A 24145-nucleotide genomic window follows, 5' to 3' on the forward strand; every position below is an offset into this window, starting at 1 on the left:
GTGACCACTGTGGGCGAGCGGGCGAAGGCGACGTTGCGGCGTCCAGGGGACAGTTTGTTCAGCTTGGGCGACCAGCTGCTGTTCTATGTGCGGGCACTGGCCGCGGCGCCGCTGACGATCCGGCGCTACTTCAAGGAAGTCGTCCGGCTGCTGGCCGAGGTGACCTTCGGCAGCGGTGCGCTCGCGGTCATCGGCGGCACCATCGGCGTGATGGTCGGCCTGACCCTGTTCACCGGGGTCACCGTGGGGCTGCAGGGTTTCAGCGCGCTGAACCAGATCGGCGTTTCGGCGCTGACCGGGTTCATGACCGCCTACTTCAACACCAGGGAGATCGCGCCACTCTCCGCGGGGCTCGCGCTGTCCGCGACGGTCGGAGCCGGGTTTACCGCGCAGCTCGGCGCGATGCGGATCTCCGAGGAGATCGACGCGCTCGAGGTGATGGCGGTGCGCAGCCTGCCCTTCCTGGTCACCACCCGGATCATCGCCGGATTCGTCGCGATCATCCCGCTGTACGTGATCGGCCTGCTGACCTCGTACGTGGCCTCCCGGCAGGTGACGGTATGGATACTCGGGCAGTCCGGCGGCACCTATGACCACTACTTCGCCCTGTTCCTGCCGCCGGAGGACGTGCTCTGGTCCTTCGGCAAGGTACTGGTCTTCAGCGTGGCGGTGATCCTCACCCACTGCTTCTACGGCTACCGCGCGGCGGGCGGGCCCGCCGGTGTCGGTGTGGCCGTCGGGCGGGCGGTGCGGACCTCGATCGTGCTGATCAGCGTCCTCGACCTCTTCCTCAGCCTGGCGATCTGGGGCGTGAACACGACGGTGCAGGTGGCTGGATGAGCAAGAAGGAAACCGGAAAGCGGCTGGGCACCCAGCTCGCCGGGGTCGCGTTCCTGATGATCCTGGTGCTGATGCTGTGGTTCACGGTCGCGATCTACGAGCGACGGTTCGAGGACGTGGAAACGGTCACCCTGCGCACCGACCGGATCGGGAACCAGATGGAGATCAACTCCGAGGTGAAGTCCCGGGGTGTCCCCTTCGGTTACGTCTCGGATGTCCGTACCACCGACGCCGGTGCGGAGATCGAGCTGGCGATGGACCCGGCCACGATCGAGCAGCTGCCGAGCAACGTCTCCGCCCGGCTGCTGCCGAAGACCGTCTTCGGGCAGCGGTATGTCAACCTGGTGCTACCGGAGGAGCCATCGAAGGACCGCCTTTCCGGTGGGGACGTGATTCCGCAGGACCGCTCGAAGAACGCCATCGAGCTGGAACGGGTGCTCGGCAACCTGCTGCCGTTGCTGCGGGCCGTGCAACCGCAGAAGCTGTCCGCCTCGCTGGGTGCGGTGTCCCAGGCGCTCGACCAACGCGGTGAGCCGCTCGGCGACAGCATCGTCAAGCTGAACAAGCTGCTGTCCGAGCTCAACCCACTGATGCCGGAGTTCAAGGCCGATATCAGCGGGGTAGCAGACGTCGCCGAGTTGTACGACGAGGCCGCGCCGGACATCCTGCGCGCACTGGCCGACCTCACCGTGACCGGGCGGACGGTGACCGAGCATCGCGGTGACCTCGAGGCGCTCTACGGCGATCTCACCGCGACCTCCGACGACCTGAACGCCTTCCTGCGGGAGAACAAGGACAACCTGATCGGGGTCAGCGATGCCAGCAGGCCGACCCTGGAGCTGCTGGCCAGGTACTCCCCGTCCTTCCCCTGCCTTTTCGACGCGGTGAACCGGTTCAAGCCGGTGATGGAGAAGGCACTGGGCGCCGGGACGAACGAACCCGGCCTGCATGTCGACATCTCGGTACAGCAGCCGCGCGGCAAGTACGTACCGGGCAGGGACACCCCGGTCTACAACGCGGGCGGCGGCCCGCGTTGCTATCCCCCCGGCGCGGGCCCGGGGCAGGGCGTGCGCCCGGCGGGAGGTGCCCGCGGCGCGGCGGGCACCGCCGAGGAGCCGGCCACGGGTGCCCCGCTGGCGCTGGAGCGCGGCGGGCTCGCCAACTCGCCCTATGAGCGGCAACTGGTCACCGAGCTGATGGCGGCCAGGCTGGGCACCACCCCGGACGCGGTGCCCGGTTGGAGCAGCCTGCTGGTCGGGCCGCTGCTGCGTGGAGCGGAGGTGACGTTGAAGTGAAGGGCATCGCGGCACCCCTGGTCAAGGGTCTGATCTTCCTGCTGGTCACCGGGATGGCCTCGGTGGTCCTCGGGATCACCATCGCCAATGTCGGGGTCGGGGACACGGTCAGCTATACCGCCCGGTTCACCGACGCCACCTCGGTGAACCCCGGGGACGACGTGCGGATGGCCGGGGTGCGGATCGGGCAGGTCGAGGACGTCGAGGTGGTGGAGCGGCGCTACGCCGACGTTACCTTCGGAGTGGACGCCGGGCGTCCGCTCGCGGCCTCGGCCACCGTGGCGATCCGCTACCGCAACCTGGTCGGCCAGCGCTACCTCGCCGTGGACCAGGGCGACTTCCCGATGGGGGAGAAGTTGTCCGCGGGCACGCATATCCCGCTGGAGCGGACCACCCCCGCGCTGGACCTGACCGCGATGTTCAACGGTTTCAAACCACTGTTCCAGGCGATGAACCCGGATGACGTGAACAAGCTGTCCTACGAGCTGATCCAGGTGTTGCAGGGCGAGGGGCCGACGTTGAACAGCTTCCTGCGGCACACCGCCTCGCTCACCTCCACCCTGGCGGACAAGGACAAGGTGATCGGCGAGGTGATCACCAACCTGAACACGGTGCTGGACACGGTGAACGCCAAGGGCGACGAGCTCGGCACGCTGATCACCACCACCAAGCAGCTGGTGGAAGGGCTGGCCGCGGACGCGAAACCGATCGGCCAGGCGATCGGCGGGCTCGGCGAGCTGGCCAGCAGTACCGCGGACCTGCTGCAGGAGGGCAGGAAGCCGCTGCAGCAGGGCATCAACACCCTCGGCGACCTCTCCCGCAACCTCGCCGACAACACCGCGGTGTTCGAGAAGTTCCTGAACAACCTGCCTGCCAAGTACGACCGGATCGGCACCCTGGTCTCCTACGGGTCCTGGTTCAACTTCTACCTGTGCTCGGCTTCCTCGGACGCCGACCGCGCACCGGGCGGGCCGCCGGTCGGAATCCCGATCACTCAGCCGAGGTGCCGCCGATGAAGCCCTTCCGCGAACGCAACCCGATCGTCGTCGGCACCCTCGGCGTGCTGATCATGGGGCTGATCGGCCTTGCCGTCTTCAATATCGACGACCTGCCGGTGGTGGGCGGCGGGACCACCTACACCGCGGAGTTCGACGAGGGCGCCGGGCTCAGGTCCGGCGACGAGGTGCGGGTCGCCGGGGTCAAGGTCGGCGAGGTCAGCGACATCGAACTGGATGGCGACCACGCGAAGGTCACCTTCCGGGTCCGGGACACCTGGCTCGGCGACCGCACCACCGCCAGCATCAAGATCAAGACCTTGCTCGGGCAGAAGAACCTGGTGCTGGACCCGCTCGGTGACACCGAGCTGGACCCTGGCACCCCGATTCCGCGCGAGCGCACCATGTCGCCCTATGACGTGACCGACGTGTTCAACGACCTCGGCAAGACCACCGGCCAGATCGACACCGACCGGCTGGCCTCGGCTTTCCGCACCTTGTCCGAAACCCTCGGGGACTCCACCCCGCAGGAGGTGCGCGGCGCGCTGGAAGGGATGTCCGAGCTGTCCAGGACGCTGGCGTCCAGGGACGACGAGCTGATCAAGCTGTTCGAGAACACCAAGGACCTTTCCAAGACCCTTGCCGACCGTAGCGACCAGGTCGAATCCCTGATCAAGAACGGGAACGTGCTGCTGACCGAGCTGAACGCGCGCAAGGAGGCGATCGGCAAGCTGTTCACCGGATCCCGCAGGCTCGCCGAGCAGCTCCGGGGCCTGGTCGCGGACAACCAGGAAACCCTGAATCCCGCGCTGCGGCAGCTGGAACGGGTCACCACCGTACTGCAGCGCAACCAGGCGAAGCTGGAGGAAAGCCTGCGCCTCGCCGGGCCGTACTACCGGCTGCTCGGCAACGCGGTCGGCAACGGGCGCTGGGTGGACACCTACATCTGCGGGCTCGTTCCCTCCGGCACCCCCGGTAGCTGCATGCCACCACGATCGGGAGGGCGCTGATGCACACCCTGCAGCTGGAGGACATGGGGCGGACGCAGCGCAGGCGTTCGTTGCTGCGCTGGGGCGCGCTGGGCGTGATCGCCGCGATGCTCGCCGCCGCGGTCTGGTTCATCGTCGACCCCGGCGGGGACCGGCGGATCACCGCCTACTTCAGCGCGGCCGTCGGTATCTATCCGGACTCCGATGTCCGGGTGGTCGGGGTCCCGATCGGTTCGGTGGACTCGGTCGAACCGCAGGGGGAGAAGGTCAGGGTGGAGCTGACCATCGACGGGGACGTGGACCTGCCTGCCGACGCCAAGGCGCTGGTGGTCACGCCGAGCCTGGTCGCGGACCGGTACGTGCAGCTGTCCCCGGTTTACCAGGGCGGGCCGCGGCTGGCCGACGGCGCCGAGATCCCCATCGAGCGCACCGTCACCCCGGTGGAGATCGACGAGCTGTTCGCCAGCCTGAACGACCTCACCGTCGCGCTCGGGCCGGAGGGCGCGAACTCCGACGGGGCGGTCAGCGATGTGCTGGAGCAGGGCGCGAAGACGCTGGACGGCAACGGCAAGGCCTGGGGCGAGTCGATCCGGCAGCTCGGTGAGTTCGCCAGAACACTGAACGGCTCCAAGGAGGAGATGTTCCAGACGGTCGACCAGCTGAGCAAGTTCACCAGGATGCTCGCCACCAACGACAAGCAGATCAACGAGGCCACCGAGCAGCTGTCCGAGATCACCAAGGTGCTCGCCGAGGACCGCGGGGACCTCGCCGCCGCACTGAGCGAGCTCGGCGGCGCGCTGGACACCGTGCAGGGCTTCATCCGGGACAACCGCGGACTCGTTCAATCCAATGTGGACAAGCTGGCCGGGGTCGCGCAGATGCTCGGCAGGCAGAAGGATTCTCTCGCCGAGGCCCTGGACACCGCGCCGAACGCGCTGACCAACCTGCTGGAGACCTACAACCCCGCCACCCGCACGATCGACGGGCGGGCGAACCTGCTGGAGTACTCCGCTTCGGGCGGAGGCGGCTCCGGCGGCCCCGCCCTTCCGCTGCCCCGTACCGGGGAGTTCCGGCCCGCTGGAGGTGAGTGAGGAGATGATCCGCAGGTTCGGCGCCCTGGCCGCGGTGCTGCTGCTGGTGGGCGTGGCCACGGGATGCAGCCAGGACGGTTTCGACGGGGTCTACGACGTTCCGTTGCCGGGGGGCCCCGACCTCGGCGCCAACCCGTATCACGTGACCGCCAGCTTCACCAACGTGCTGGACCTGGTGCCGCAGTCCGGGGTGCGGGTGAACGATGTCGGTGTCGGCAAGGTCCAGGAGATCGAGCTGGCGCACGACGGCAAGACCGCACTGGTCACCATGGCCGTGCGGGGGGACGTCCGGTTGCCGGCCAACGCGGTGGCGCTGCTGCGCCAGTCCAGTGTGCTCGGTGAGAAGTTCGTCGAGCTGGCCCCGCCGGAGCTGGAGCAGCCACGCGGCAGGCTCGCCGAGGGCGCCACCATCCCGGTGGAGCGGACCAACCGCAACACCGAGATCGAGGAGGTCTTCGGTGCGCTGTCCCTGTTGCTCAACGGCGGCGGGGTGGCGCAGATCCAGACCATCACCAGGGAACTGAACAAGGCACTCGGCGGGAACGAGCAGGAAACCAAGGAACTGCTGGGAAACCTGAACACTCTGGTCACCGGGCTGGACGAGCACCGCACCGAGATCAGCAGGGCGCTGGACGGGGTTGCCAAGCTCGGCAAGACGTTGAGCGGCCGCAAGGAGCAGATCGACACCGCGCTCACCGACCTCACCCCGGGGATCGAAACCCTTTCCCAGCAACGAGAGCAGCTGGTCACCCTGCTGAAGTCGCTGGCGAACCTGAGCGACGTCGCGGTGGAAACCGTGAACAAGAGCAAGGAGGACCTGGTCGCCGATCTCCGCGCGCTGGAGCCGATCCTGCGCAGGCTGGCCGAGTCCGGGGACGCGCTGCCCAAGGCCATGGAGATGCTGCTGACCTACCCGTTCCCTGATTCCGCGCTGGAAGCCATCAAGGGTGACTATCTCAATTCCTACGTGAACTTCGACTCCGCGACGGGGTGACCACCGATGCTCACCAAACTCGTTCGCTGGCAGATACTGATCTTCCTGGTGATCGCGCTGGTCGGGATCAGCTATGTCGGCGCGAACTACGTCGGTTTGCAGAAAATGCTGTTCGACAGCGGCTACGTCGTGCACGCCCGTTTTGTCAGTGGCGGCGGGATGTTCACCAACTCCGAGGTCACCTATCGTGGGGTTGGCGTCGGCAGGGTCGGTGAACTGCGGCTCACCGAGACCGGAATGGAAGCCGATCTTGTCATCGAGCCGGGCGCCCCGCCGATTCCAGCCGACCTGGAGGCGGTGGTGCGCAGCCGCTCGGCGGCCGGTGAGCAGTTCGTGGACCTGCGACCGCGCACCGATGAAGGCCCGATGTTGCACGACGGCTCGGTGATCGAGCAGGACCGCACCGATATCCCGCTGCCGGTGCACACGGTGCTGACGAACCTGGACGCGCTGGTGCAGTCGGTGCCGAAACCGGCGCTGCGCACCGTGGTGGACGAACTCTACGACGCGACCTCCGGTGCCGGGCCCAACCTGGAAGTACTGGTGGACAGCGGGATCGAGTTCATCCAGGAGGCCACCGAGCACGTCCCACAGGTCACCAGCCTTGTGACCGACTCGGAAACCGTGTTGCGGACCCAGGTCCGGCAGTCCGAGGCGATCAAGTCCTTCGGCGCGGACGCCAGGGCGCTCGCCGAGCAGCTGAAGAAGTCCGATGGTGACTTGCGGGAGGTGATCACGGCCGTGCCGCCGGTCGCCCGCGAGGTCGGTGCACTGGTCCGGGAGTCGGGTCCGCGGCTGGGCGTGCTGCTTGCGAACCTGCTGACCGTATCCAATGTGGTCGAAGTGCGCCAGAACGGGCTGGAGCAGCTACTGGTGAAGGCGCCGGAGGCGGTCGCGGCCGGCTCGCAGGTGGTCCGTGCCGACGGTGCCCACTTCGGGCTCGCGCTGACCTTCTTCGACCCGCCGCCGTGCACCAGCGGGTACGACACGCGGTACCGCAACGGCCTGGACACCTCGGCAGGCGGCCCGTTGAACACCGGCGCCCGATGCACCCTGCCGAAGAACGACCCCACCGGGGTGCGCGGCTCGCGCAACGTTCCCCGGCCGGGTGGCTGAGATGGCTGGGAAGTATTCGCACTTCGAGCAGATGTCGGCGCCGCATCGCTATTCCGTGGATAACAATTTTCGGCCAGGTGGGACCTTTTTCGTCCGCCTGTTATCGGAACGTCTTGTGTGCCGCGTTACACGGCAGTAAAGTATTTTATGGGCGGAAACGAAGCGGAAAATCGAAACCGTGGCCGCTCTCCGACATAACGTCCCTGTCTGAAGCGCCCTAAGGTGCGAGGAGATTTGAGATGAAGAAAATTCGTACGATGGCGAGCGTGGCGGCCGTGGGTGCCAGTGCTGCCCTCGTCGGCGGCGTGCTGAGCCCCGGCGTCGCCGCGGCCGAGCCGCTCGAGCTCAGCTACACGGTGACCGGATCGGCGCATGTGGCGAAGATGAACACCGACATCCCCATCGAAGCCACTGTGGACGTTCAGCTCGACCTGAAGACCGGTGAGTTCGACAGCCAGTTCACGCAGACCAGCGTGCCGCACGTGAAGTTCAAGGCTTTCGGCATGTTCGACAGCGAGCTGGACGTGGAGTTCTACGAAGCGGCGCCCTCCAGCGGCACCTTCAAGGCGGGTGAGGTGGACTTCACCCTCCCGCTGCAGATCAGGCTGAAGAACCTCACCGCGATGGGCTTCCCGCTGATGGTGGGCGAGAACTGCGTGCAGCAGCAGCCGCCGACGCTGAACCTGAGCTCGACGGACGAGTTCATCCCGACCGAGGGCGGCAGCCTGGAGACCAGCGAGCCCTACACGCTCTCCGAGTGGTCGGAGGACTGCGGGTTCTCCACCTTCCTGATCAACATGAACTCCGCGGGCGGGAACAACACCGCACAGGTGACGCTGACCGCGAAGGAGTAACCGCAGGACCGCCCCGGTTCGAAGGGAACCACAGGCCACGGCGGGCCGGGGCCGGTTCGTGGCGGGCCGTGCGATCGCAGGCGTCGGTGCACGGTCCGCCACGGGCCATTCCAGTGTGTGGAGAACCAATGTTGACGAGCTCGGATCCCATCCCGGCGAGCGGGACCGCGCCGGAGGCCGCCGGGGACGGACCACGGGCCGATACGCTTCCCGCCCTGCTGGAGAACTGGGCGAGGAACCAGGGCGAGAAGATCGCCCTCAGCTGTCTCGACCACCACACCGGCCCCGAGGACCGGATCGTGTCGCTGACCTGGAGCGAACTGGAGCACCGGGTACGGGAGACCGCGACCTGGCTGCGGCACCGGGTGGAACCGGGCGGGCGGGTCGCACTGCTGGTCCCGCACGGACCCGAGTACGTGCTCGGGTTCCTCGCCGCCCTGCATGCGGGCCTGGTCGCGGTGCCGCTGTTCGCGCCGGTCCGGCCGGCACACGGTGACCGGCTGGACGCAATCCTTGCCGATGCCGGGGTTTCGGTGGTGCTGACCACCCGCGCCCAGCAGTCGAGGACACAGGATGTGGTGCACCGGCTGTGCGCACCCCGGCCGGAGGTGGTGGCCGTTGAGGCCACCCGCGCCGATCCGGAACCCGCGCCGTTGCCTGCCAGGGACGATCTCGCGTACCTGCAGTACACCTCCGGCTCCACCCGCGTCCCCGCCGGGGTGATGATCACGCACGGGAACCTGGTGGCCTGCGCCCGCCAGGCCGCGGTCACCTACGGCGTGCTTCCGGGGCGTTCGGTGACGGTGAGCTGGCTGCCGCTTTACCACGACATGGGCCTGATGCTGGCCGTGCTGGCGCCCTGCGTGCTGGGGATCCGTTCGGTGCTGCTGGATCCCGCCGCGTTCCTGGAGCGGCCGGCCCGGTGGCTGCGCGCGCTGTCCACCTTCCCCGGCGCGATCAGCGCGGCGCCCAGCTTCGCCTACGGGTACGCCGCGGCCAGGGTCACCGAACGGGAGCGGTCCGGGCTGCGGCTGGACCAGGTGGGCGCCCTGATCGACGGTGGGGAGCCGGTGCGGGCCGAGTTGTTCGCCCGCTTCCGCGAGCGGTTCGCCTGCTGCGGGCTGCCCGCCACCGCGCACTGCCCCTCCTACGGCCTCGCCGAGTCCACGGTCCTGGTGGCAGGCGTTCCCGCCGCGGCCGCGCCGGTGTCCACCACCTTCTACCGCGCGCAACTGGCCAGGGGGGACGCGGTGCAGGCCGAGCACGGCGAGCAGAGCACGGTCACCCTCACCAGCTGCGGCTGGCCCGCGGGTCAGGAAGTCCGGATCGTGCATCCGCAGACCGGTGCCGAGCTTCCGGACGGCAAGGTCGGCGAGATCTGGGTGAACGGGCCGAATGTCGGCCGCGGGTACTGGCAGCGGCCCGCGGAATCCGCGGCCACCTTCTGCGCGCTGCTGGCCGGGGACGAGGAGCCCCGCTGGTGGCTGCGCACCGGCGACCTCGGCCTGCGGTTCGACAGCAGGCTCTATGTCACCGGCAGGCTCAAGGACCTGATCGTGGTGGACGGTCGCAAGCACTACCCGCAGGATGTGGAGGCCACCGTCGAGGGCGCCCACCCTGCGATCCGCCCGCATATGGTGGCCGCGTTCGCGGTACCGGACAGCAACGGGGACCAGGTGGTGGTGCTCGCGGAGCGGTCCGGCTGGGTGATCGAATGCGAACTCGATCCCGAGGAGGTCACCCGCGCGATCCGGCATTCGGTCGCAAGGGAACACGGCCTTCCGCTGCACGATGTGCTGCTGCTGGCCCCGGACGAGGTGCCGAGGACGACCAGCGGGAAGATCGCTCGCGCCGCCTGCCGGGAACGTTATGTCTGCGGTGGGTTCGCCGGGAGCCGGGTCTCGTGACCGAGGGCGCGGCGTCCGGTGCCTCCCGGAACGGGCACCCCGAGCCGGGGGAGCCGATCGCCGTCATCGGCGCGGGCTGCCGCATGCCCGGCGAGGTCACCGGGTTCGACGCCGGGTTCTTCGGTATCTCCGCGAGCGAGGCCCGCGCCCTGGACCCGTGGCACGGCGTGCTGCTGGAGGCCGTCTGGTCGGCGCTGGAACACGCCGGTATCCCACCGCGGGCGTTACGCGGCAGCGAGACTGGGGTGTTCGTCGTCGCCGGGCCGGGGGCCGTCGAACTGCTCGCGGGCCGGTTCGACCTGCGCGGCCCGTGCGCGCGGGTGGACCAGGGGCGCGCGCCCGAGGCGGTGCACCGGGCGGCGTGGAGCCTGCGCCGCGGGGAATGCGCGCTGGCGGTGGCCTGCGCGGTCGTGCCTGGCAACGGCTGCGGGGTGCTGGTGCTCGAGCGGCTCGATCGGGCAAGGGCGGACGGCGACCGGACACTGGCCGTGCTCGGCGCTGGCGGCAGTGCCGAGGGGCCACTGGAGGCGGTACTCGCCCTGCGTGAGGGCAGGGTGCCCGCGGGCTACGGCGGTCCCGGTGCGGCGATGCCCCGGCCCCGCCCCGGGTTTTCCGCAGGCAGGGAGCATGTGTTCGCGCTGTCCGCGCATACCGAGCAGGCCCTGCGCAGGCGGGCCCGCGATCTCGTGCGCTGGCTGGAGACGCCCGCCGGGCGCGCGGTGGAGGCATGCGATCTCGCGGCGGCACTCGCGGTGCGCAGGGAGCATCTGGACCTGCGGGCGACCGTGGTGGCCGCGGGCAGGGGCGGGCTGGCCAGCGGGCTGCGGGCTATCTCCATCGGTGCCACGGCGGCGCAGGTGTGCAGGGGCCGAGGCGAGGGCGCGGGGGGAGCGGTGTTCGTGTTCTCCGGCAGCGGGTCGCAGTGGCCGGGCATGGGGCGGCGACTGCTGACCGGGGAGCCGGCCTTCCGCGCCGAGGTCGAGGCGCTGGAGCCGGTTTTCCTCGGCACGGCGGGGTTCTCCCTGCGCAAGCAGCTGCGGCAGGCGGGGAAGCAGGCCGGTGCCGAGCGCTCCGGGATGGTGTTGTTCGGCATGCAGCTGGCACTGGCCGGGCTGTGGCGTGCGCACGGGGTGGAGCCGGTGGCCGTGCTCGGCCATGGCGCGGGGGAGATCGCGGCCGCGGTGCTGGCCGGCGCGCTGGAGATCCCGGACGGCCTGGCACTGCTCGGTTCCGGCGCGCGGCAGGTGCTGCCCGGCCCGCCGCGGCTCGCCTGCTATTCCGGGATGCCGGGGGATCCCGATCCGGTGCCGTTGCGTGCGGCGCTGGCCACGGCGATGTCCGAGGGGCACCGGGTGTTCCTCGAGGTATCGCCGCATCCGATCGCGCTGGCCGCGGTGCGGGCGACCGCGGTGGAGGAAGGCGTACCCGGGATTTCGGCTCTGCCCAGCATGAGCCGGTATGCCGGGCGGCGGGAGGAGTTCGTGGCCAGCCTCGCCGCCCTGCACGCCGCGGGCCACGCCACGGTGCTGGGACGCCGCTACCCGGATGCGCCGGTGCTGGACCTACCCGAACCGCCGTGGCCACCCACCGCCGCAGGCCCGGCCGTGCCATCGCAGGCGGAACCGGCGGGCGACGGCACCGTGTTCGAGCTCGGCTGGGAACGCGTCCCGAGCTCGGAACCGCCGCCCGGCCCCTCGCGGACCTGGCTGCTGCTGCCGGACGACTCCTCCACCGCGCTCAAGCAGTCCTTCATGGTGGCCGCGGGGCTTGCCCTGCGCGGCGATCGTGGTTACGCGCTGCCGCAGGACGACGCCGAGGAACTGCCTGCGGTGCTGGCCGAGCTGAGCACGGACCGGTCCTCGCCACTGGCCGGGGTGGTGCTGTTCGCCGGCTCCCTCGCCGAGTACCGGTTTCCCGAGCTCGCCCAGCACTTGCTGCTGACGGTCACCGAGGTGGTGCGCCGGGTGACCGAGCTGGGCGGGACGTTGCCCCGGTTGTGGCTGGTGACCGCGCACGGGACGGCCGTGCTCGACGGTGAGCCCGGCGAGCCGGGGCTGGCCTTCCTGCGCGGGCTGGTGCGGGTGCTGGCCTTCGAACATCCCGGGCTGCACGCCACCATGGTGGACCTGGACGGGCTGACCGGAACCGGGGCGCTGCCCGCGGAGCTGCGGGCGGGCCGCGCCGATGACGAGGTCGCCTGGCGCCGTGGCGAGCGGTTCGTCGCCCGGCTGCGCGGGGTCACGCTGCCCGCGCGGCGGGGCCCGGTGGCCGGTGCGGGTGCCTACGTGATCACCGGCGGGCTCGGCCGCCTCGGCCCGTTGCTGGCGACCTGGCTCGCGGAACAGGGGGCGAGCCGGATCGTGCTGTGCGGGCGTGGCGGCGCCGGGGCCGAGGCGCGGGCCGCGCTGGCCGGGCTGCGTGCCGCGGGGACGGAGATCGAGCTGGTGCGCGGGGATATCGCCGCGCCGGGCGTCGCCGAGGCCGTGGTCGCCGCCGCCACCGCGGGCGGGCTGACCCTGCGCGGGGTGGCGCATGCGGCGGGGGTGCTCGATGACCGTGCGCTGATCGAAGTGGACGGTGCGGACCTGGCGCGGGCCTGGCGGCCGAAGGTGCTCGGTGGCTGGCGGCTGCACAAGGCGACCGAAGGGTTCGAGCTGGACTGGTGGCTGGCCTTCTCCGCAACCACCGCGCTGTTCGGCGCGCCGGGGCGGGTCGCGGACGCCGCCGCGAACGCCTGGCTGGACGCGCTGGTGCGCTGGCGCCGGGCGAACGGCCTCACCGGAACCACGGTCAACTGGGGCGCCTGGGACACCGGACCCGGCCAGCGGGCGGACCCGCTGGCCGAGCCGATGGCCCCCGCGCAGTGCCTCGCCGCGCTGTCCGCCGTGCTCGCCGGTGACCGACCCGCCACCGCGGTGGCCTGTGTGGACCTTCCCGGCGCGTTACGCACCTTCCCCGGCCTCGCCCGCCGTCCGTTCCTGGAGGCACTGGCCCGCGAAGGCCGCCCGGACCCGTTGTACCTCCCCTCCGTCTGACCCGCCGGAACGGCCAACACGCCTGCATGAGCGGCAAACACAATCGCGCCGGCGTGTTTGCTCCCCACGCGCACGCGTTTGCCGTCCACATCCGCGCGTTTGCTCCCCACATACCCGATTCGGCCGCGATTCAGTCATGCAGGGCAGGGTCGTATTTCGCCGAACGCTGAGTCCGGTGACAATAATTTCGTCAACTGGTAAATGGTAACCGCGGCGACTTGTTGGGTCCGTCAATCACACACTAGCCTGTTGATTGGCAAGTCCGGGCCCGGGCTACCACTGGTTGTGAGTTTCGTTGCGCGTTCCGCGTTTGCGGACGGTGTTTTCAACGACGAAAGGGCTGGAAATGACGACTACCAAGGTGCGGGCCGGAATTGTCGCCGCCGTCGCGGCGGTCGGTTTGTTCGGTGCCGGCACGGCCAGTGCCGCGGACACGACGTTGACCTGGAAGGGCGCCTTCCCGATCATCGGCGAGCAGACCGTGGAAACGGTTGTGCACGTGGACATCCCGGAGCAGGCCACGCCCGGTGAGCAGCTTTCGGTCCCGTTCAGCATCGACGTGGACGCGGGCACCGCGGCGGCGGACGGGCTGCGGCTGGTCGGGGCGACCCAGATCTCCGGCGAGATCAGCAGTTCGGTGACCATCACCGCCAGCGACGGCCAGAGCGTTCCGCTCACCATCAAGCTGCCCATTCCGGAGACTCCGGTCCCCGCGGAGGGCTCGCTGACCTTCGCCGCCGAGGGTTCCGTCGACTTCGCCATTCCCGAGGGCGTCCCCTCCGGCCCTGCGGAGACCACCGTGGACCCGGAGGCCAGCACGCATGTGGTGACCGACAGCTCGCTCGGTGAGTTCGATGTCGAGCTGGCGCTGGACCCGCCGGACCAGGACACCCTGCTGGGCACCACCGAGGTCGGCTGACCGCGACACCCCTGCTGTGAGTGGCCCGTTCCCTGCGGAAAAATGCAGGGAACGGGCCACTCACTGCGGTCAGGTGAGCTGTTCGGTGTCCACCTCGCCGAGGGTGCCGCGTGCCCGCAGGGCGAGTACCAGCTCGAACCGCGCCTGCGGATCGTCCAGCTTGGCACCGAAAAGGGCCTGCAGCTCCTGCACCCGCGCCCGCACGGTCTGCGGGTGAATTGCCAGCGACCGGGCCACCTCGCGCACGTTGCCCCTGGTCTCCAGCCAGGCCAGCAACGTGCCGGAAAGCCGCCGGTACTGCTTGTCCTTGAGCTGTTCCAGCGGGGCAAGAGTGCGTTGCATCAGCTCGCGCACCAGGAACGGATCCTGCAACAACCACAGCGTGCAAAGATGCCGCTCACACCAGGTGAGCTGGACATCGGGCAGCACCCCGGACTGCACCAGGCGCAGCGCCCTGCGAGCCCATTCCAGCGAGCGGGTGGTTTCCTCCAGCGAAACGGTTGGCCCGACCGCCGCACGCCGGTTGCCGAGCCCATGGGCCAGCCTGCGCCCGCCGTCCCGCGGCTCGGCCAGCACGAGCACCGGGGCGCTGCCCTCGAACTCCATCAGCACGTCGTGGCCGAACGGCGGGGCCGGCGGGTCGTCCTGCCCCGTCCATGGCTCCACCGCCACCGTGACGATCCGCTCCGGAATCTCCCAGCGCGCGGCCCTCGCCAGTTCGGTGATCGGCTGCGCGCCCGCGCCCTGCCTGCCGAGCACGGCGTCCAGCAGCTTGCGCCTGCGGCGTTCCAACGTGCCAACCGCACGCTCCTGCGCGGCGGCGTACCCCTCGATGGAGAGCGCGGAGAGTTCGTCGATGTAGGCGAAGATGGCCTCGGCGAGCAGGCACAGCGTGGTAGCGCGGATGCCGGCCTGCGTGCCGATCTCCGACATCCGCCGCCAGGCCACCCTGGCGCCGACCCGGTAGGCGGTCTGTAGCACGTCCAGGCTGCGTCCCTGCTGGGCCTCGTGCTGGCCGAGCCGCTGGAACACCTGACGCCGGTCGGGCTGTGGCGCCGCCGGATCACCGATCCGGTCCAGGAAGGCCAGCAGCGCCTGCCGCACCCCCGCGGTGATGGTCCTGCCGAACCGGCCCTCCAGCGGACCGGCGTACTCCGGAACCGAAATCTGGATCTCGAGCAGCACCTCGTCGGCCACCTTGGATACCGAGGGCCGGAAGACATCGGCCAGCTCGCGGGGCAGCAAGGACCACAGCCGCACCACCCGTGCGTTGTCGCCCTGCCCCGCGCCGGTATGCCGGCCCGGCGGGGTCAGCAGGGAGTCATAGCTCGCTTCCAGTGGTGCTGCCTGCCGGACTGAGGTGTCGTTCCATGAGTCGGTCACCGTGCTCCCCGTGATCGGTTTCGTCGACGGCGCTGTCGCACAGGCCTGCAAATCGTCCAACGGAGTGGTGGCGGGACAACGAATCCCCTGAATTCGCGCCGAACCACGATCCGCGCCGACAACGTACAACGCCACGCCGCGCAAAATCTAGCGCACGACCATCGAAATAAATGGTCCTTATGGGTGTATTGAGCGGCACACAGGGATGGTTTTCGTTTAAATTGTTTCGTTAGTGACATCCTGGACAGGCGAAAAGCGTTCGCGGATGAGTAACCCTGGATGTCGTTCAGGGCTTGCCGGTGAGTCGTTCCGCGCGCAGCGCGATCTCCATCTCCAGCCTGGCGTCCGCGTCGGACAGCTTGTCGCCGAACAGATTCTCCAGCTGGTGCATCCGATACCGGATTGTCTGCGGGTGCACATTGAGCTTCGCGGCGAGTTCCGGGGCGCTGCCGCGGGACTGCAGCCAGGCCAGCAGGGTTTCGCTCAGGCGCGCCCGCTGCTTGGCGGTGAGCCCGTCGAAGGGGGCCAGGCTGCGCGCGCTCAGCTGCCGGACCAGGAACTCGTCGGTCAGCAGCCACATCGTCGCCAGGTGATCATCACAGCGGGTCACCGGTGCGTCCTCGATGGCGCCCCGGTGCACCAGGCCCAGCGCACGCCTCGCCCAGCGTAACGAGATGCGCGCATCGCTCAGCCGCACCGTCGGGCCCACCGCGGCCCGCCAGCCCTGCAGCTCCGCCTCCAGCTGGCCGAGGTCGCGCTCCGGGTCGGTGGTGAGCATGCACGGCTCGGCGCTCTCCAGGTCGAGCAGTACCTCCTCGTGCACGGCCGGGGTGGTCAGCTTGTGCTGGTCCGGCCGCGGCTCCAGGGCGACCATGGTGACCCATTCCGGCAGGGTCCAGCGCGCGGCGGCGGCGAGCCCGGAGATGGCCTGCGGGGAGGCAGGCGGGCTGGCCAGGATCATCTCCAGCAGCCTGCGCTTGCGCCGCGCGATCATCCCGGCCGCGCGGGTGCGTGCCGCCGTGTAGCCCTGGATGGACAGCGCCGAGATCTCGTCGACGTAGGCGAAGATCGCCTCCGCGGCCCGGCAGAGCTCGTCGGTGGACACACCGCGGGCGTGCGCGAACTCGGCGACGTGCCGCCAGGCGACCCTGCCGCCGACCCGGTAGGCCGTCTGCAGGCAGTCCAGGCTGCGGCCCTCGTTGAACTCCACCTTGCCGAGCTGCCGGAACACGTGCACCCAGTTGTCGGCGGGCGCCGCTGGGTTCTTGATGGTGTCCACACAGTGCAGGATCGCCTGCTCGATGCCCTGGGTCATGATGTCGCCGAAGGGGCCCTCCAGCGGCTGCTGGTACTCCGGGATCGCGCGCTGGATCTCCTGCACCATGTCCCGCGCCATCCGGTCCACATGAGGCCGGAACTGCTCGGCGAGGTCGTTGGAGAGCGAGGCCCACAGCTTGCTGGCCCGGCCGGCGCCGGTCGCGGGCTCCGTGGAGCTGCGCGGGCGAGGGGCAACCGAACGTGATCGAACTTCGCCCGCTCGGGTGAGAGCGGCATTCGACGACCTCCGCTGGAAGTTGCTCGGTGCCGGTAGGTTGTCCGCACGTCCGTTACTCAGGTCCGCCTTCATCGCCGCCCCTAGGTCGCAACAAAACCAGCGTCTTCACCCTCGAAGCTGATCCAGTTTTTGTGGCCCGGGTAACATAATTTCAGGCGCGAGAACCTGTCAACCGCACTTACCCGCTGCTTGCGCCCGCCCCCCTGCTCTCGCCCGGTCGAGTGGTGTGGATGCGATCCGGGGTGCGGGTTGTTCGTTTTGTCCCTCGTGTTCCGGTGACAAAAACACGTGTTACGTATTCGGCGCCGGTTCAACGTGTGCTCGCCGTGGGCTCGCTGATGTGCGCGTCGATCGCGGGGTCGTCGAGCAGCAGCGACCTGAGTTCTTCAATTTTCAACCGTGCCGCCGTGGTTCCGGCCAGAAACCCGGTCAGCACCTCGGCGAACCGCTCGGGCGCGGACACATGTGGGAAGTGTCTGGCCCCGTTGAACATCTGCACCTGCGCCCCGGGCATCAGCACGGTGGCGCGGTGCGCGTGCGAGGGCGGGATGAGCCAGTCCCGGTTACCCCAGGCGACCAGGGTCGGCACGCCGGCCGCGAGGTACAGCCGGTTGGTGGCGCTCACCCGCTGGCCACGCAGGTCGATCAGGCTGCGCGCGGTGTGCACGAACGCGGTCCGCCGTCGCGGGTCGGCCAGCGAGGCGAGATGCCGGGCCAGCTCCCTGCCCTCGGCGGAAAGGCGCAGCCCGAGCTTGCCTGCGAGCCAGGCGAGTCCCCTGGTCAGCGCCAGTGTCGCCCGGTTGACCGTGAGCCGCAGGGTCAGCTTGGCACCGGGCAGCGAGGTGGCCCGCAGCACCACGGTGACCTCGGGGCCGAGGCCGCCGCTGCCGACCAGGCCGAGCCGCCCGCACATCTCAGGGAACTGGTAGGCGAACTGCATGGCGATGCCGCCGCCGAGCGAATGCCCGAGCACGGTCGCGTGCTGGTGACCCAGCAGCAGAAGCAGGTCGCGGACGGTGTTGGCGAACGCTCCCACCGAGTAGTCACCGCCCGCGCTCGCCGACTCCCCGTGACCGGGCAGGTCGGGCACGAGCACCCGGCGGTCGAACCCCCTGCGCTCCAGTTCGGCCAGCAGTGGCATCCAGGTGTGCCCGCTGCCCGCGATCCCGTGCAGCAGCACCAGCACGTCCTCATCCGCGCTGGTGCCGGCACCGGCGATGGCCGCGTCCGGAACGTACTCCCAGAAGTGCAGTTGGTGGCCGTGCAGGACGGCGTCGTACTCGCTGATGGGCATGGCGGTTTGCTCCTCGCAATTCGCGGGCGGAAGGTGGTGCCGGAACAAATTACCGGAATTGAGCCGTTATAGGTAAACCAGTCATATTCGCGACAGTCGGGTGCGCTGCTTTTCGTTCACCGGTGACAGGTATCGCGGGAAGGCAATCACGAGAGCAATGTGCTGGCGGGTTTCCGGATTACCGTTGACACTTCCGGGGCGGCCCCAGAAACTCCGGCGGATGGCGTATCGTTCCTGGAACGACCATGCCCTGCCCGGCGACTGTGACATTCTCGCCGAGGTGGTCACGGTCGGCAGGGTGACCCGGGACCTGCTGAGTGTCGTGTTGCGACCGTCGCGCCGGTGGCGGGGGTTTCGCGCCGGTCAGTACGTGCGGCTCGCCGTGCGGGTCGATGGGGTGCGGCGCACCCGGTGCTTTCCGCTGGCCGGCTCGCAGCACCGCGCGGACGGGCGGATCGAACTCGCGATACGTGCGTGCGGGAACCCTTGGCTCGCCGGGTATACGGCGGCGATCCGGCCGGGAACCGTGCTCGAGCTCTCCCGTGCGCGTGGCGGGTTCCTGCTGCCGCAGCCCCGGCCGCGGCACCTGCTGCTGATCGGCGCCGGTTACGGAGTCGTGCCGCTGCTCTCGATGCTGCGCACACTCGCCGACGAGTGTCATACCGGCGCGGTGGCCCTGCTGCACTACCCCGGAGCCTGCGGCGAGGTCCCGTACCGGGAGGAACTGGCCCGGCTGCGCGATACCTGCGCCGATCTCCGGATCTCGTATGCCGATCCCGGCCGGCACGGTCCGTTCAGCCCCGCGCACCTGCTCGCCGTGGCGCCCTGGTACCCGGAGGCCGAGACCTACCTGTGCGGTGACGTCACGCTGACCGAGGCGGTGCGCCGGATGTACCGGGACACCGCGCTCGCTCACCGGCTGCAGAGGGCATGAGCCGTTCCCGGGTACCATCGCGGGGGACCGGCCACCCTCGCTTATCGGGAGCTCCTGTGTCCGTCGTCGCCGCGATCATCTCCCTCCTGCTCACGCTCACCTTCCTCGGTATGGGCGCGGGGAAGGTGGCGGGGATCGAGCAGATGCGACGGTCGGCCGATCATCTGGGCGTCCCACCCGGCCTGAACCGCTCGATCGGCGTGCTCGAACTGGCGGCGGCCGCCGGGCTGATCGCCGGATTCTGGATCCAGTCCCTCGGCCTCGCCGCCTCGATCGGACTGGTACTGCTGATGGTCGGGGCGGTCTACTACCACGTGCGGGCCAGGGACCCCGCCGGGCAGCTGCTGCCGCCAGCGGGCCTCGGCGTGCTCGCGGTGATCAATGCCGTGCTGCTCGGCCTGACCTGAACGCACCCGCGAAGGTCAAGTCCGGGACCCGGAATCGTGCCCGACTCGTTGTCTTGATCGATGCGTCCATCCTGGCCGGTCCGGGAGGATGAACCCCCTGGAGCTTGACGATCGTCGAGTTGGCAAGATACGGCTTTCGCCGGACGCGGACGAAGGAAGTGATCTCAGGTGCATTCCCAGACCGCGCAGGTTGACGACCTTCAGCTCGTAGCGATGCCGAGCGCCATGAACTGCGCCGACTTGTTCGTCCGGTTCACCCTCGCCGAGTGGTCCCTGCGGCCGATGCAGGAGGACGCGGCGAACGCGGTGCGCGGGTTCGTCTCGGCGGTCGTGGACCGGTCCAATGAGCGCTCGCCCGCGTTCATCACGGTCCGGTTACGGGTGAGCGGTGCCTACCTGGTGGTCGAGGTGTTCGACGACCAGGGGATCCAGCGGCCCTCGGTGCGGGAGCTGCCGCTGCCCTCCGGGGTGACTGCGGAGGCGGTCCCGCTGCCACGGCGAGAGGCGCGCCGGTCGATGGTGGACGAGCAGATGCAAGGCGAGAACGTGGAGGTCGACCCGCAGCTGGTGCGCCGGGTGCTGACCGGGTTGACCCGCTCCGCCGAGGAGCAGTGAGGTATAGGCTGAGTTCGCGCTTACCCCGGTACCCCCGATGGAGGTAGCAGATGGCGCGCTCGGCACCACGCGGTACCGATGAGCAGGTGACGGTGGCCGACCTCGTCGGCAGGGCCCGCACCACGCCACTGCGGCGCGCGCCCGAGAACGACGACACCAAGCCGTTCTTCACCGACGCACTCGCGGTCGCCCTCGGTGAGCAGGATGAAGCCGGCCGCGGAGCCCGGCACCGCGCCCCCGAGGCCGCCCCCGCGCGCGGGCGGGACCGCCGTGGCCTGCTGCTGCTCGCGGCGGGCGGGGTGCTGCTGTTCGGGCTGACCGGCGCCGTGGTGTTCGGCCTGGCGGGGGAGACCGTGCGCGGTTCGGCCCAGCCCGGCGGCCTGCCCCCGCCGGCCACCGGGGAGACCAGTACGGGGACCACCACGACCACGACGACCACCACCACGACCGCACCGCCCGCGAGCACGACGAACCAGCGGCCGCCCGCCGAGACCCGGCCGCGCCGCACGGTCACCAAGACCACCCCGCCGCCGGAGCGCGAGCCCCGCAGCGACCGGGAACGGGTCGAGGACGCGGTCAGCTCCATGCTGAGCGAGGTGTCCAGCAGGCTGGATGACTGGCCCTCCCGCGACTGGTGAACCGCCCGCTCAGCTACCCCGCAGCTGCTCCAGCAGGAGCGCGGCCATGGCGTCGGCCGCTTCCTCCGGTACCCAGTGCGTGACGTCCTCCAGCATCTCGAACCGGTAAGGACCGGTCACCCAGCGCTCGGTCGCCAGCGCCGCGGTGGAGCCGAAGGCCACGTCCTCGGTACCCCACACGTACATCGTGGGCACCGGGACGGTGTCGATCTTGCCGTCCGGCCTGCCGGCGCGGTACCAGTTCAGGGCGGCGGTGAGCGCGCCCGGCTCGAACAGCCGTTGCAGGTACTCCTCGACGTGACTCTCCGGCACCCGCCACTCGAACATCCTGCGCAGTGCCTCGCCTTCGTTGTCCAGCATCCGCCGCTCGGTGATCCGGGGCTGCCGCCATTCGGTGAGGTAGCCAGAGCGCAGCTGCTGGTCCTCGTCGGTGCGCAGGGCCTCGGCCAGCGCCGCCGGATGCGGGGTGGACACGGCGGTGAGCGAGCGCACCCGCTCGGGGTGCTCCGCGGCCGTCCACCAGGCCACCGCCCCGCCCCAGTCGTGCCCCACCAGGTCGAAGCGGTGCCAGCCCAGCTCGTCCGCCATCGCCAGCACATCGCCGACCAGCTCCGGCATCGCGTACTCGGCTGGCTGCTCCGGGCGCACCCCTGGGGAATAGCCCCGCTGGTCCGGTGCCACGGCGCGGTACTCGCGCGCGCCGAGTACGGCGAGCTGGTGCTCCCACTCGATCGCCGCCTCGGGGAAGCCATGCAGCAGCAGGACCGGCCTGCCGTCCGCCGGGCCTGCCGCGATCGCGTCGAAGCTGCCCGCCGGGGTGGGAATGCTGAGATGCTCGATCATCACGGTCACCGTAGCCTGGGCCACCGACAGCCGGGCACGGCCGCTACCGCCCTCCTTTCCGGAATGGGAGCACGGAAATCACGTGGATATGTGATCACCCGTCGGCGCGACGATTGGGTCGGGATTTTCCGGCTTCACCGGTAGCGTGTCCCCCGGTAGTCCAAACGGGGGTAGATCCTTAGGTCGCGCCGCCGAACGGGGTAGGCTTCCCCCTCGGTGTGCGCGGAACGGAATAGGTCGATGCCGGCTGTTCCCGGCCGTACGACAGTGTGCGTAATGTGGGCCTTCGTCGAAATCGGACAGGTGACATGACCTTGTCGCTCTCCGGCGATCTTTCCGCGTCGGCAGGCGTACCGGAGCCACGCGGTACCGACAGCCGATGGCGGGTGAAGCTCGCCCGCAAGTGGGCCCGCAGGCTCAGCGCGGGTGAGTCCCCCGGGCCCGGTGCGGATGAGCTGGAACGGCAGCTGGCCGAGCTGGTCGACCAGCTGTGCACGATCGTGACCGGTGAGCCCTTCTCCGCAGGGGAGGCGGTCGGGCTCGGCGCTCGCCTGGTCGAGCTGGACTGCACCGGTGAGACCACCCTGCGCTGCACCCTGGAGGTGCTGGGCAAGAACCTGCTGCGCGGCCTCGGACCACGCCGCGAGGGCGACCTGGCCGAGCGGGTGCTCGCCGCGCTGGCGGCGCTGGCCGCGGGCTACAGCGGTGCGCTGCGCTCAGCCGTGGCCGAGTCGCAGGAGAGTTCCCTTGTGGAGAGCCTGCGCCAGGCACACGGCAACCTGGAGCTGAGCAGGGCGCAGTTCGACGAGCTGTTCATCCGCTCGACGAGTGGGGTGGCGATCACCGACCTGGACGGCCGCCTGCTGCGCACGAACGAGGCCTTCCAGCGGATCCTGGACCGCTCCGCGGCCGACCTCGCCGCGTGCACGCTGTTCGACGTGGTGCAGGCTTCGGAGGCCGAGGCGCTGCGCGGGTACTGGCAGGACCTGCTGGACGGGATGCCGCAGCCGTTGCGGCAGTGGCGCACCCTGATGCGCAGCGATGGCGAGGCGGTGCTGGCGAGCCTGTCGATCTCGTTGCTGCGGGACGCCGATGGCAGGCCGGACCGGTACGTCACGATGGTCGAGGACGACACCGACCTGGCGTTGCTGCAGAACCGGATGAGCCACCAGTCCCTGCACGATATGACGACCGGGTTGCCGAACCGGCAGTTCTTCACCTCCTACCTGGAGAAGGCGCTCGGCCGGGCCGATCCGCTGACCGGGGTGACCGTCTACCACCTGGACCTGGACGCCTTCTCACTGGTCGCCGACGGCCTCGGCAGGCAGGCGGGGGACCGGCTGTTGCGCTGGGTGTCCGACCGGTTGCGCCAGGTGTTCGCCGGCGAGGAGTCGATGGTCGCCCGGTTCAGCGGGGACGAGTTCGCCGTGGCCGTGGAGAACGCGCCAGGCGGCCCGGACGTGGTGAGCACGGTGACCCGGATCAACGAGGCGCTTGCCGAGCCGGTGTACCTGGACGGCCACGGGGTGGCCGCCTCAGCCTCCATCGGCGTGGTGCACCGCCCGCCACCGGACATCCCACCGGAGGAACTGCTGCGCGCCGCCGATATGACCCTGCGCAGGGCCCGCCGGAACGGGTGCAGGCAGTGGGAACTGTTCGACGCGGGCAAGGATCTCGCCGAGCGCGAGCGGTTCAGCCTGGCCGCCGCCATGCCGGGTGCGTGGGAGACCGGCCAGGTCAGGCCGGTGTACGCCCCGATCGTGGATCTCGCGCGGGACAAGGTGGTCGGCATCGAGGCGATGCTGCGCTGGGAGCATCCCGAGTTCGGCGCGCTGCCGCACGAGAAGTGCGTCGAGCTCGCCGAGCAGACCGGGCTGACGCTGTCGCTGGGAACCTGGCTGATGAAGGTGGCCTGCGCGCGGATCAGCGAGGCAGGCGAGCTGCCGTTCAGCGTCAACCTCACGCCCAACCAGGCGGTCGATCCGGACCTCGTCGGCAACGTGCTGCGGGCACTGGAGGACAGCGGGCTGCATCCGCACCGGTTGCGCCTGGTCTTTCCGCTGCGCGAGCTGGTGACCGAGCGCGGCGAGGCGGTGGACAACCTGCGGGTGCTCGCCGAGGTCGGGGTCTGCATCGTGGTGCGCGACTTCGACGGCGGCCTGGCCGACCTGGCCTGCCTCGAGGACCTTCCGGTGTGCGCCGTGCGGCTGGCCAGGCGGCTGGTCGACCGGCTGGCCCCGAGCACGGGCCGGTTCCAGGTCGACGAGGTGCTCGGCGACCTGGTGCGGCTGATGCACTCGGCCGGGGTGCTCGTGGTGATCGACGGCGTGGAAACGGCCGAGCAGGCCGCCTGGTGGCGGGAGGTCGGCGCCGACCGGGTCCTCGGCAGCCTGTTCACGCCCGAGGGCCCGGTCGATGATCCCGCCGTCCTCCTTCCCTGA

General features: G+C 69.8%; 20 protein-coding genes. 16 read left to right on the top strand and 4 right to left on the bottom strand.

Annotated elements, in window-relative coordinates:
- The 11 genes from KOI47_RS07980 (at window position 1) to KOI47_RS08030 (ending at window position 14035) form a co-directional block, all read left to right on the top strand.
- On the top strand, window positions 1-840 hold the full coding sequence (locus tag KOI47_RS07980) for an MlaE family ABC transporter permease (RefSeq protein WP_216215343.1): 840 nt from the start codon (window positions 1-3) through the stop codon (window positions 838-840).
- Window positions 837-2135: an MCE family protein gene (locus tag KOI47_RS07985; RefSeq protein WP_216215344.1), complete on the top strand. Its 1299-nt coding sequence runs from the start codon at window positions 837-839 to the stop codon at window positions 2133-2135. Before KOI47_RS07980 ends, KOI47_RS07985 begins: the two co-directional genes overlap by 4 nt.
- A complete protein-coding gene (locus tag KOI47_RS07990) occupies window positions 2132-3151 on the top strand; it encodes an MCE family protein (protein ID WP_216215345.1) in 1020 nt (339 codons plus the stop codon). The genes KOI47_RS07985 and KOI47_RS07990 overlap by 4 nt, the downstream gene beginning before the upstream one ends.
- Window positions 3148-4140: an MCE family protein gene (locus tag KOI47_RS07995; protein WP_216215346.1), complete on the top strand. Its 993-nt coding sequence runs from the start codon at window positions 3148-3150 to the stop codon at window positions 4138-4140. Before KOI47_RS07990 ends, KOI47_RS07995 begins: the two co-directional genes overlap by 4 nt.
- Window positions 4140-5210, top strand: coding sequence for an MCE family protein (locus KOI47_RS08000; protein WP_216215347.1), 1071 nt, complete (start codon window positions 4140-4142; stop codon window positions 5208-5210). The genes KOI47_RS07995 and KOI47_RS08000 overlap by 1 nt, the downstream gene beginning before the upstream one ends.
- 4 nt (window positions 5211-5214) lie before the next feature.
- On the top strand, window positions 5215-6204 hold the full coding sequence (locus KOI47_RS08005; RefSeq protein WP_216215348.1) for an MCE family protein: 990 nt from the start codon (window positions 5215-5217) through the stop codon (window positions 6202-6204).
- Between the two features lie 6 nt (window positions 6205-6210).
- Window positions 6211-7320, top strand: coding sequence for an MCE family protein (locus tag KOI47_RS08010; protein ID WP_216215349.1), 1110 nt, complete (start codon window positions 6211-6213; stop codon window positions 7318-7320).
- A 239-nt stretch (window positions 7321-7559) separates the two neighbouring features.
- On the top strand, window positions 7560-8174 hold the full coding sequence (locus KOI47_RS08015; RefSeq protein ID WP_216215350.1) for a hypothetical protein: 615 nt from the start codon (window positions 7560-7562) through the stop codon (window positions 8172-8174).
- Between the two features lie 128 nt (window positions 8175-8302).
- Window positions 8303-10081 (top strand): fatty acyl-AMP ligase, encoded by a 1779-nt coding sequence (locus tag KOI47_RS08020; protein ID WP_216215351.1) that lies wholly within the window; start codon window positions 8303-8305, stop codon window positions 10079-10081.
- The gene (locus KOI47_RS08025; RefSeq protein ID WP_216215352.1) at window positions 10078-13116 is read left to right on the top strand and encodes a KR domain-containing protein; all 3039 of its coding nucleotides are present in this window, start codon (window positions 10078-10080) and stop codon (window positions 13114-13116) included. Before KOI47_RS08020 ends, KOI47_RS08025 begins: the two co-directional genes overlap by 4 nt.
- A gap of 346 nt (window positions 13117-13462) precedes the next feature.
- Window positions 13463-14035 carry a DUF6801 domain-containing protein gene (locus KOI47_RS08030; RefSeq protein ID WP_216215353.1) on the top strand — a complete coding sequence of 191 codons (573 nt, stop codon included), beginning with the start codon at window positions 13463-13465 and terminating at the stop codon, window positions 14033-14035.
- A gap of 69 nt (window positions 14036-14104) precedes the next feature.
- Here KOI47_RS08030 and KOI47_RS08035 read toward each other — a convergent pair whose 3' ends face one another.
- The 3 genes from KOI47_RS08035 to KOI47_RS08045 form a co-directional block, all read right to left on the bottom strand.
- Window positions 14105-15418, bottom strand: coding sequence for a helix-turn-helix domain-containing protein (locus tag KOI47_RS08035; RefSeq protein WP_232376611.1), 1314 nt, complete (start codon window positions 15416-15418; stop codon window positions 14105-14107).
- A 286-nt stretch (window positions 15419-15704) separates the two neighbouring features.
- A complete protein-coding gene (locus KOI47_RS08040; RefSeq protein ID WP_408629898.1) occupies window positions 15705-16814 on the bottom strand; it encodes a helix-turn-helix domain-containing protein in 1110 nt (369 codons plus the stop codon).
- A gap of 469 nt (window positions 16815-17283) precedes the next feature.
- Window positions 17284-18267 carry an alpha/beta fold hydrolase gene (locus tag KOI47_RS08045; RefSeq protein WP_216215355.1) on the bottom strand — a complete coding sequence of 328 codons (984 nt, stop codon included), beginning with the start codon at window positions 18265-18267 and terminating at the stop codon, window positions 17284-17286.
- A gap of 220 nt (window positions 18268-18487) precedes the next feature.
- Here KOI47_RS08045 and KOI47_RS08050 point away from each other — a divergent pair, with 220 nt between their 5' ends.
- The 4 genes from KOI47_RS08050 to KOI47_RS08065 all read left to right on the top strand — a co-directional run bounded on the left by KOI47_RS08050 (window position 18488) and on the right by KOI47_RS08065 (window position 20861).
- Window positions 18488-19201, top strand: a complete 714-nt coding sequence (locus tag KOI47_RS08050; RefSeq protein ID WP_216215356.1) for a ferredoxin reductase domain-containing protein — start codon at window positions 18488-18490, stop codon at window positions 19199-19201.
- A gap of 56 nt (window positions 19202-19257) precedes the next feature.
- Window positions 19258-19608 carry a DoxX family protein gene (locus KOI47_RS08055; protein ID WP_216215357.1) on the top strand — a complete coding sequence of 117 codons (351 nt, stop codon included), beginning with the start codon at window positions 19258-19260 and terminating at the stop codon, window positions 19606-19608.
- 168 nt (window positions 19609-19776) lie between these two features.
- On the top strand, window positions 19777-20223 hold the full coding sequence (locus KOI47_RS08060; protein ID WP_216215358.1) for an ATP-binding protein: 447 nt from the start codon (window positions 19777-19779) through the stop codon (window positions 20221-20223).
- A gap of 50 nt (window positions 20224-20273) precedes the next feature.
- Complete coding sequence (locus tag KOI47_RS08065; protein WP_216215359.1) at window positions 20274-20861, top strand: hypothetical protein; 588 nt, start codon at window positions 20274-20276, stop codon at window positions 20859-20861.
- 9 nt (window positions 20862-20870) lie between these two features.
- Here the strand turns inward: KOI47_RS08065 and KOI47_RS08070 are convergent, their stop codons facing one another.
- On the bottom strand, window positions 20871-21704 hold the full coding sequence (locus tag KOI47_RS08070) for an alpha/beta fold hydrolase (protein ID WP_216215361.1): 834 nt from the start codon (window positions 21702-21704) through the stop codon (window positions 20871-20873).
- Between the two features lie 308 nt (window positions 21705-22012).
- Here KOI47_RS08070 and KOI47_RS08075 point away from each other — a divergent pair, with 308 nt between their 5' ends.
- Complete coding sequence (locus KOI47_RS08075; protein ID WP_216215363.1) at window positions 22013-24145, top strand: putative bifunctional diguanylate cyclase/phosphodiesterase; 2133 nt, start codon at window positions 22013-22015, stop codon at window positions 24143-24145.

The organism is Amycolatopsis aidingensis (genome assembly GCF_018885265.1).
GTDB classification, from domain to species: domain Bacteria; phylum Actinomycetota; class Actinomycetes; order Mycobacteriales; family Pseudonocardiaceae; genus Amycolatopsis; species Amycolatopsis aidingensis.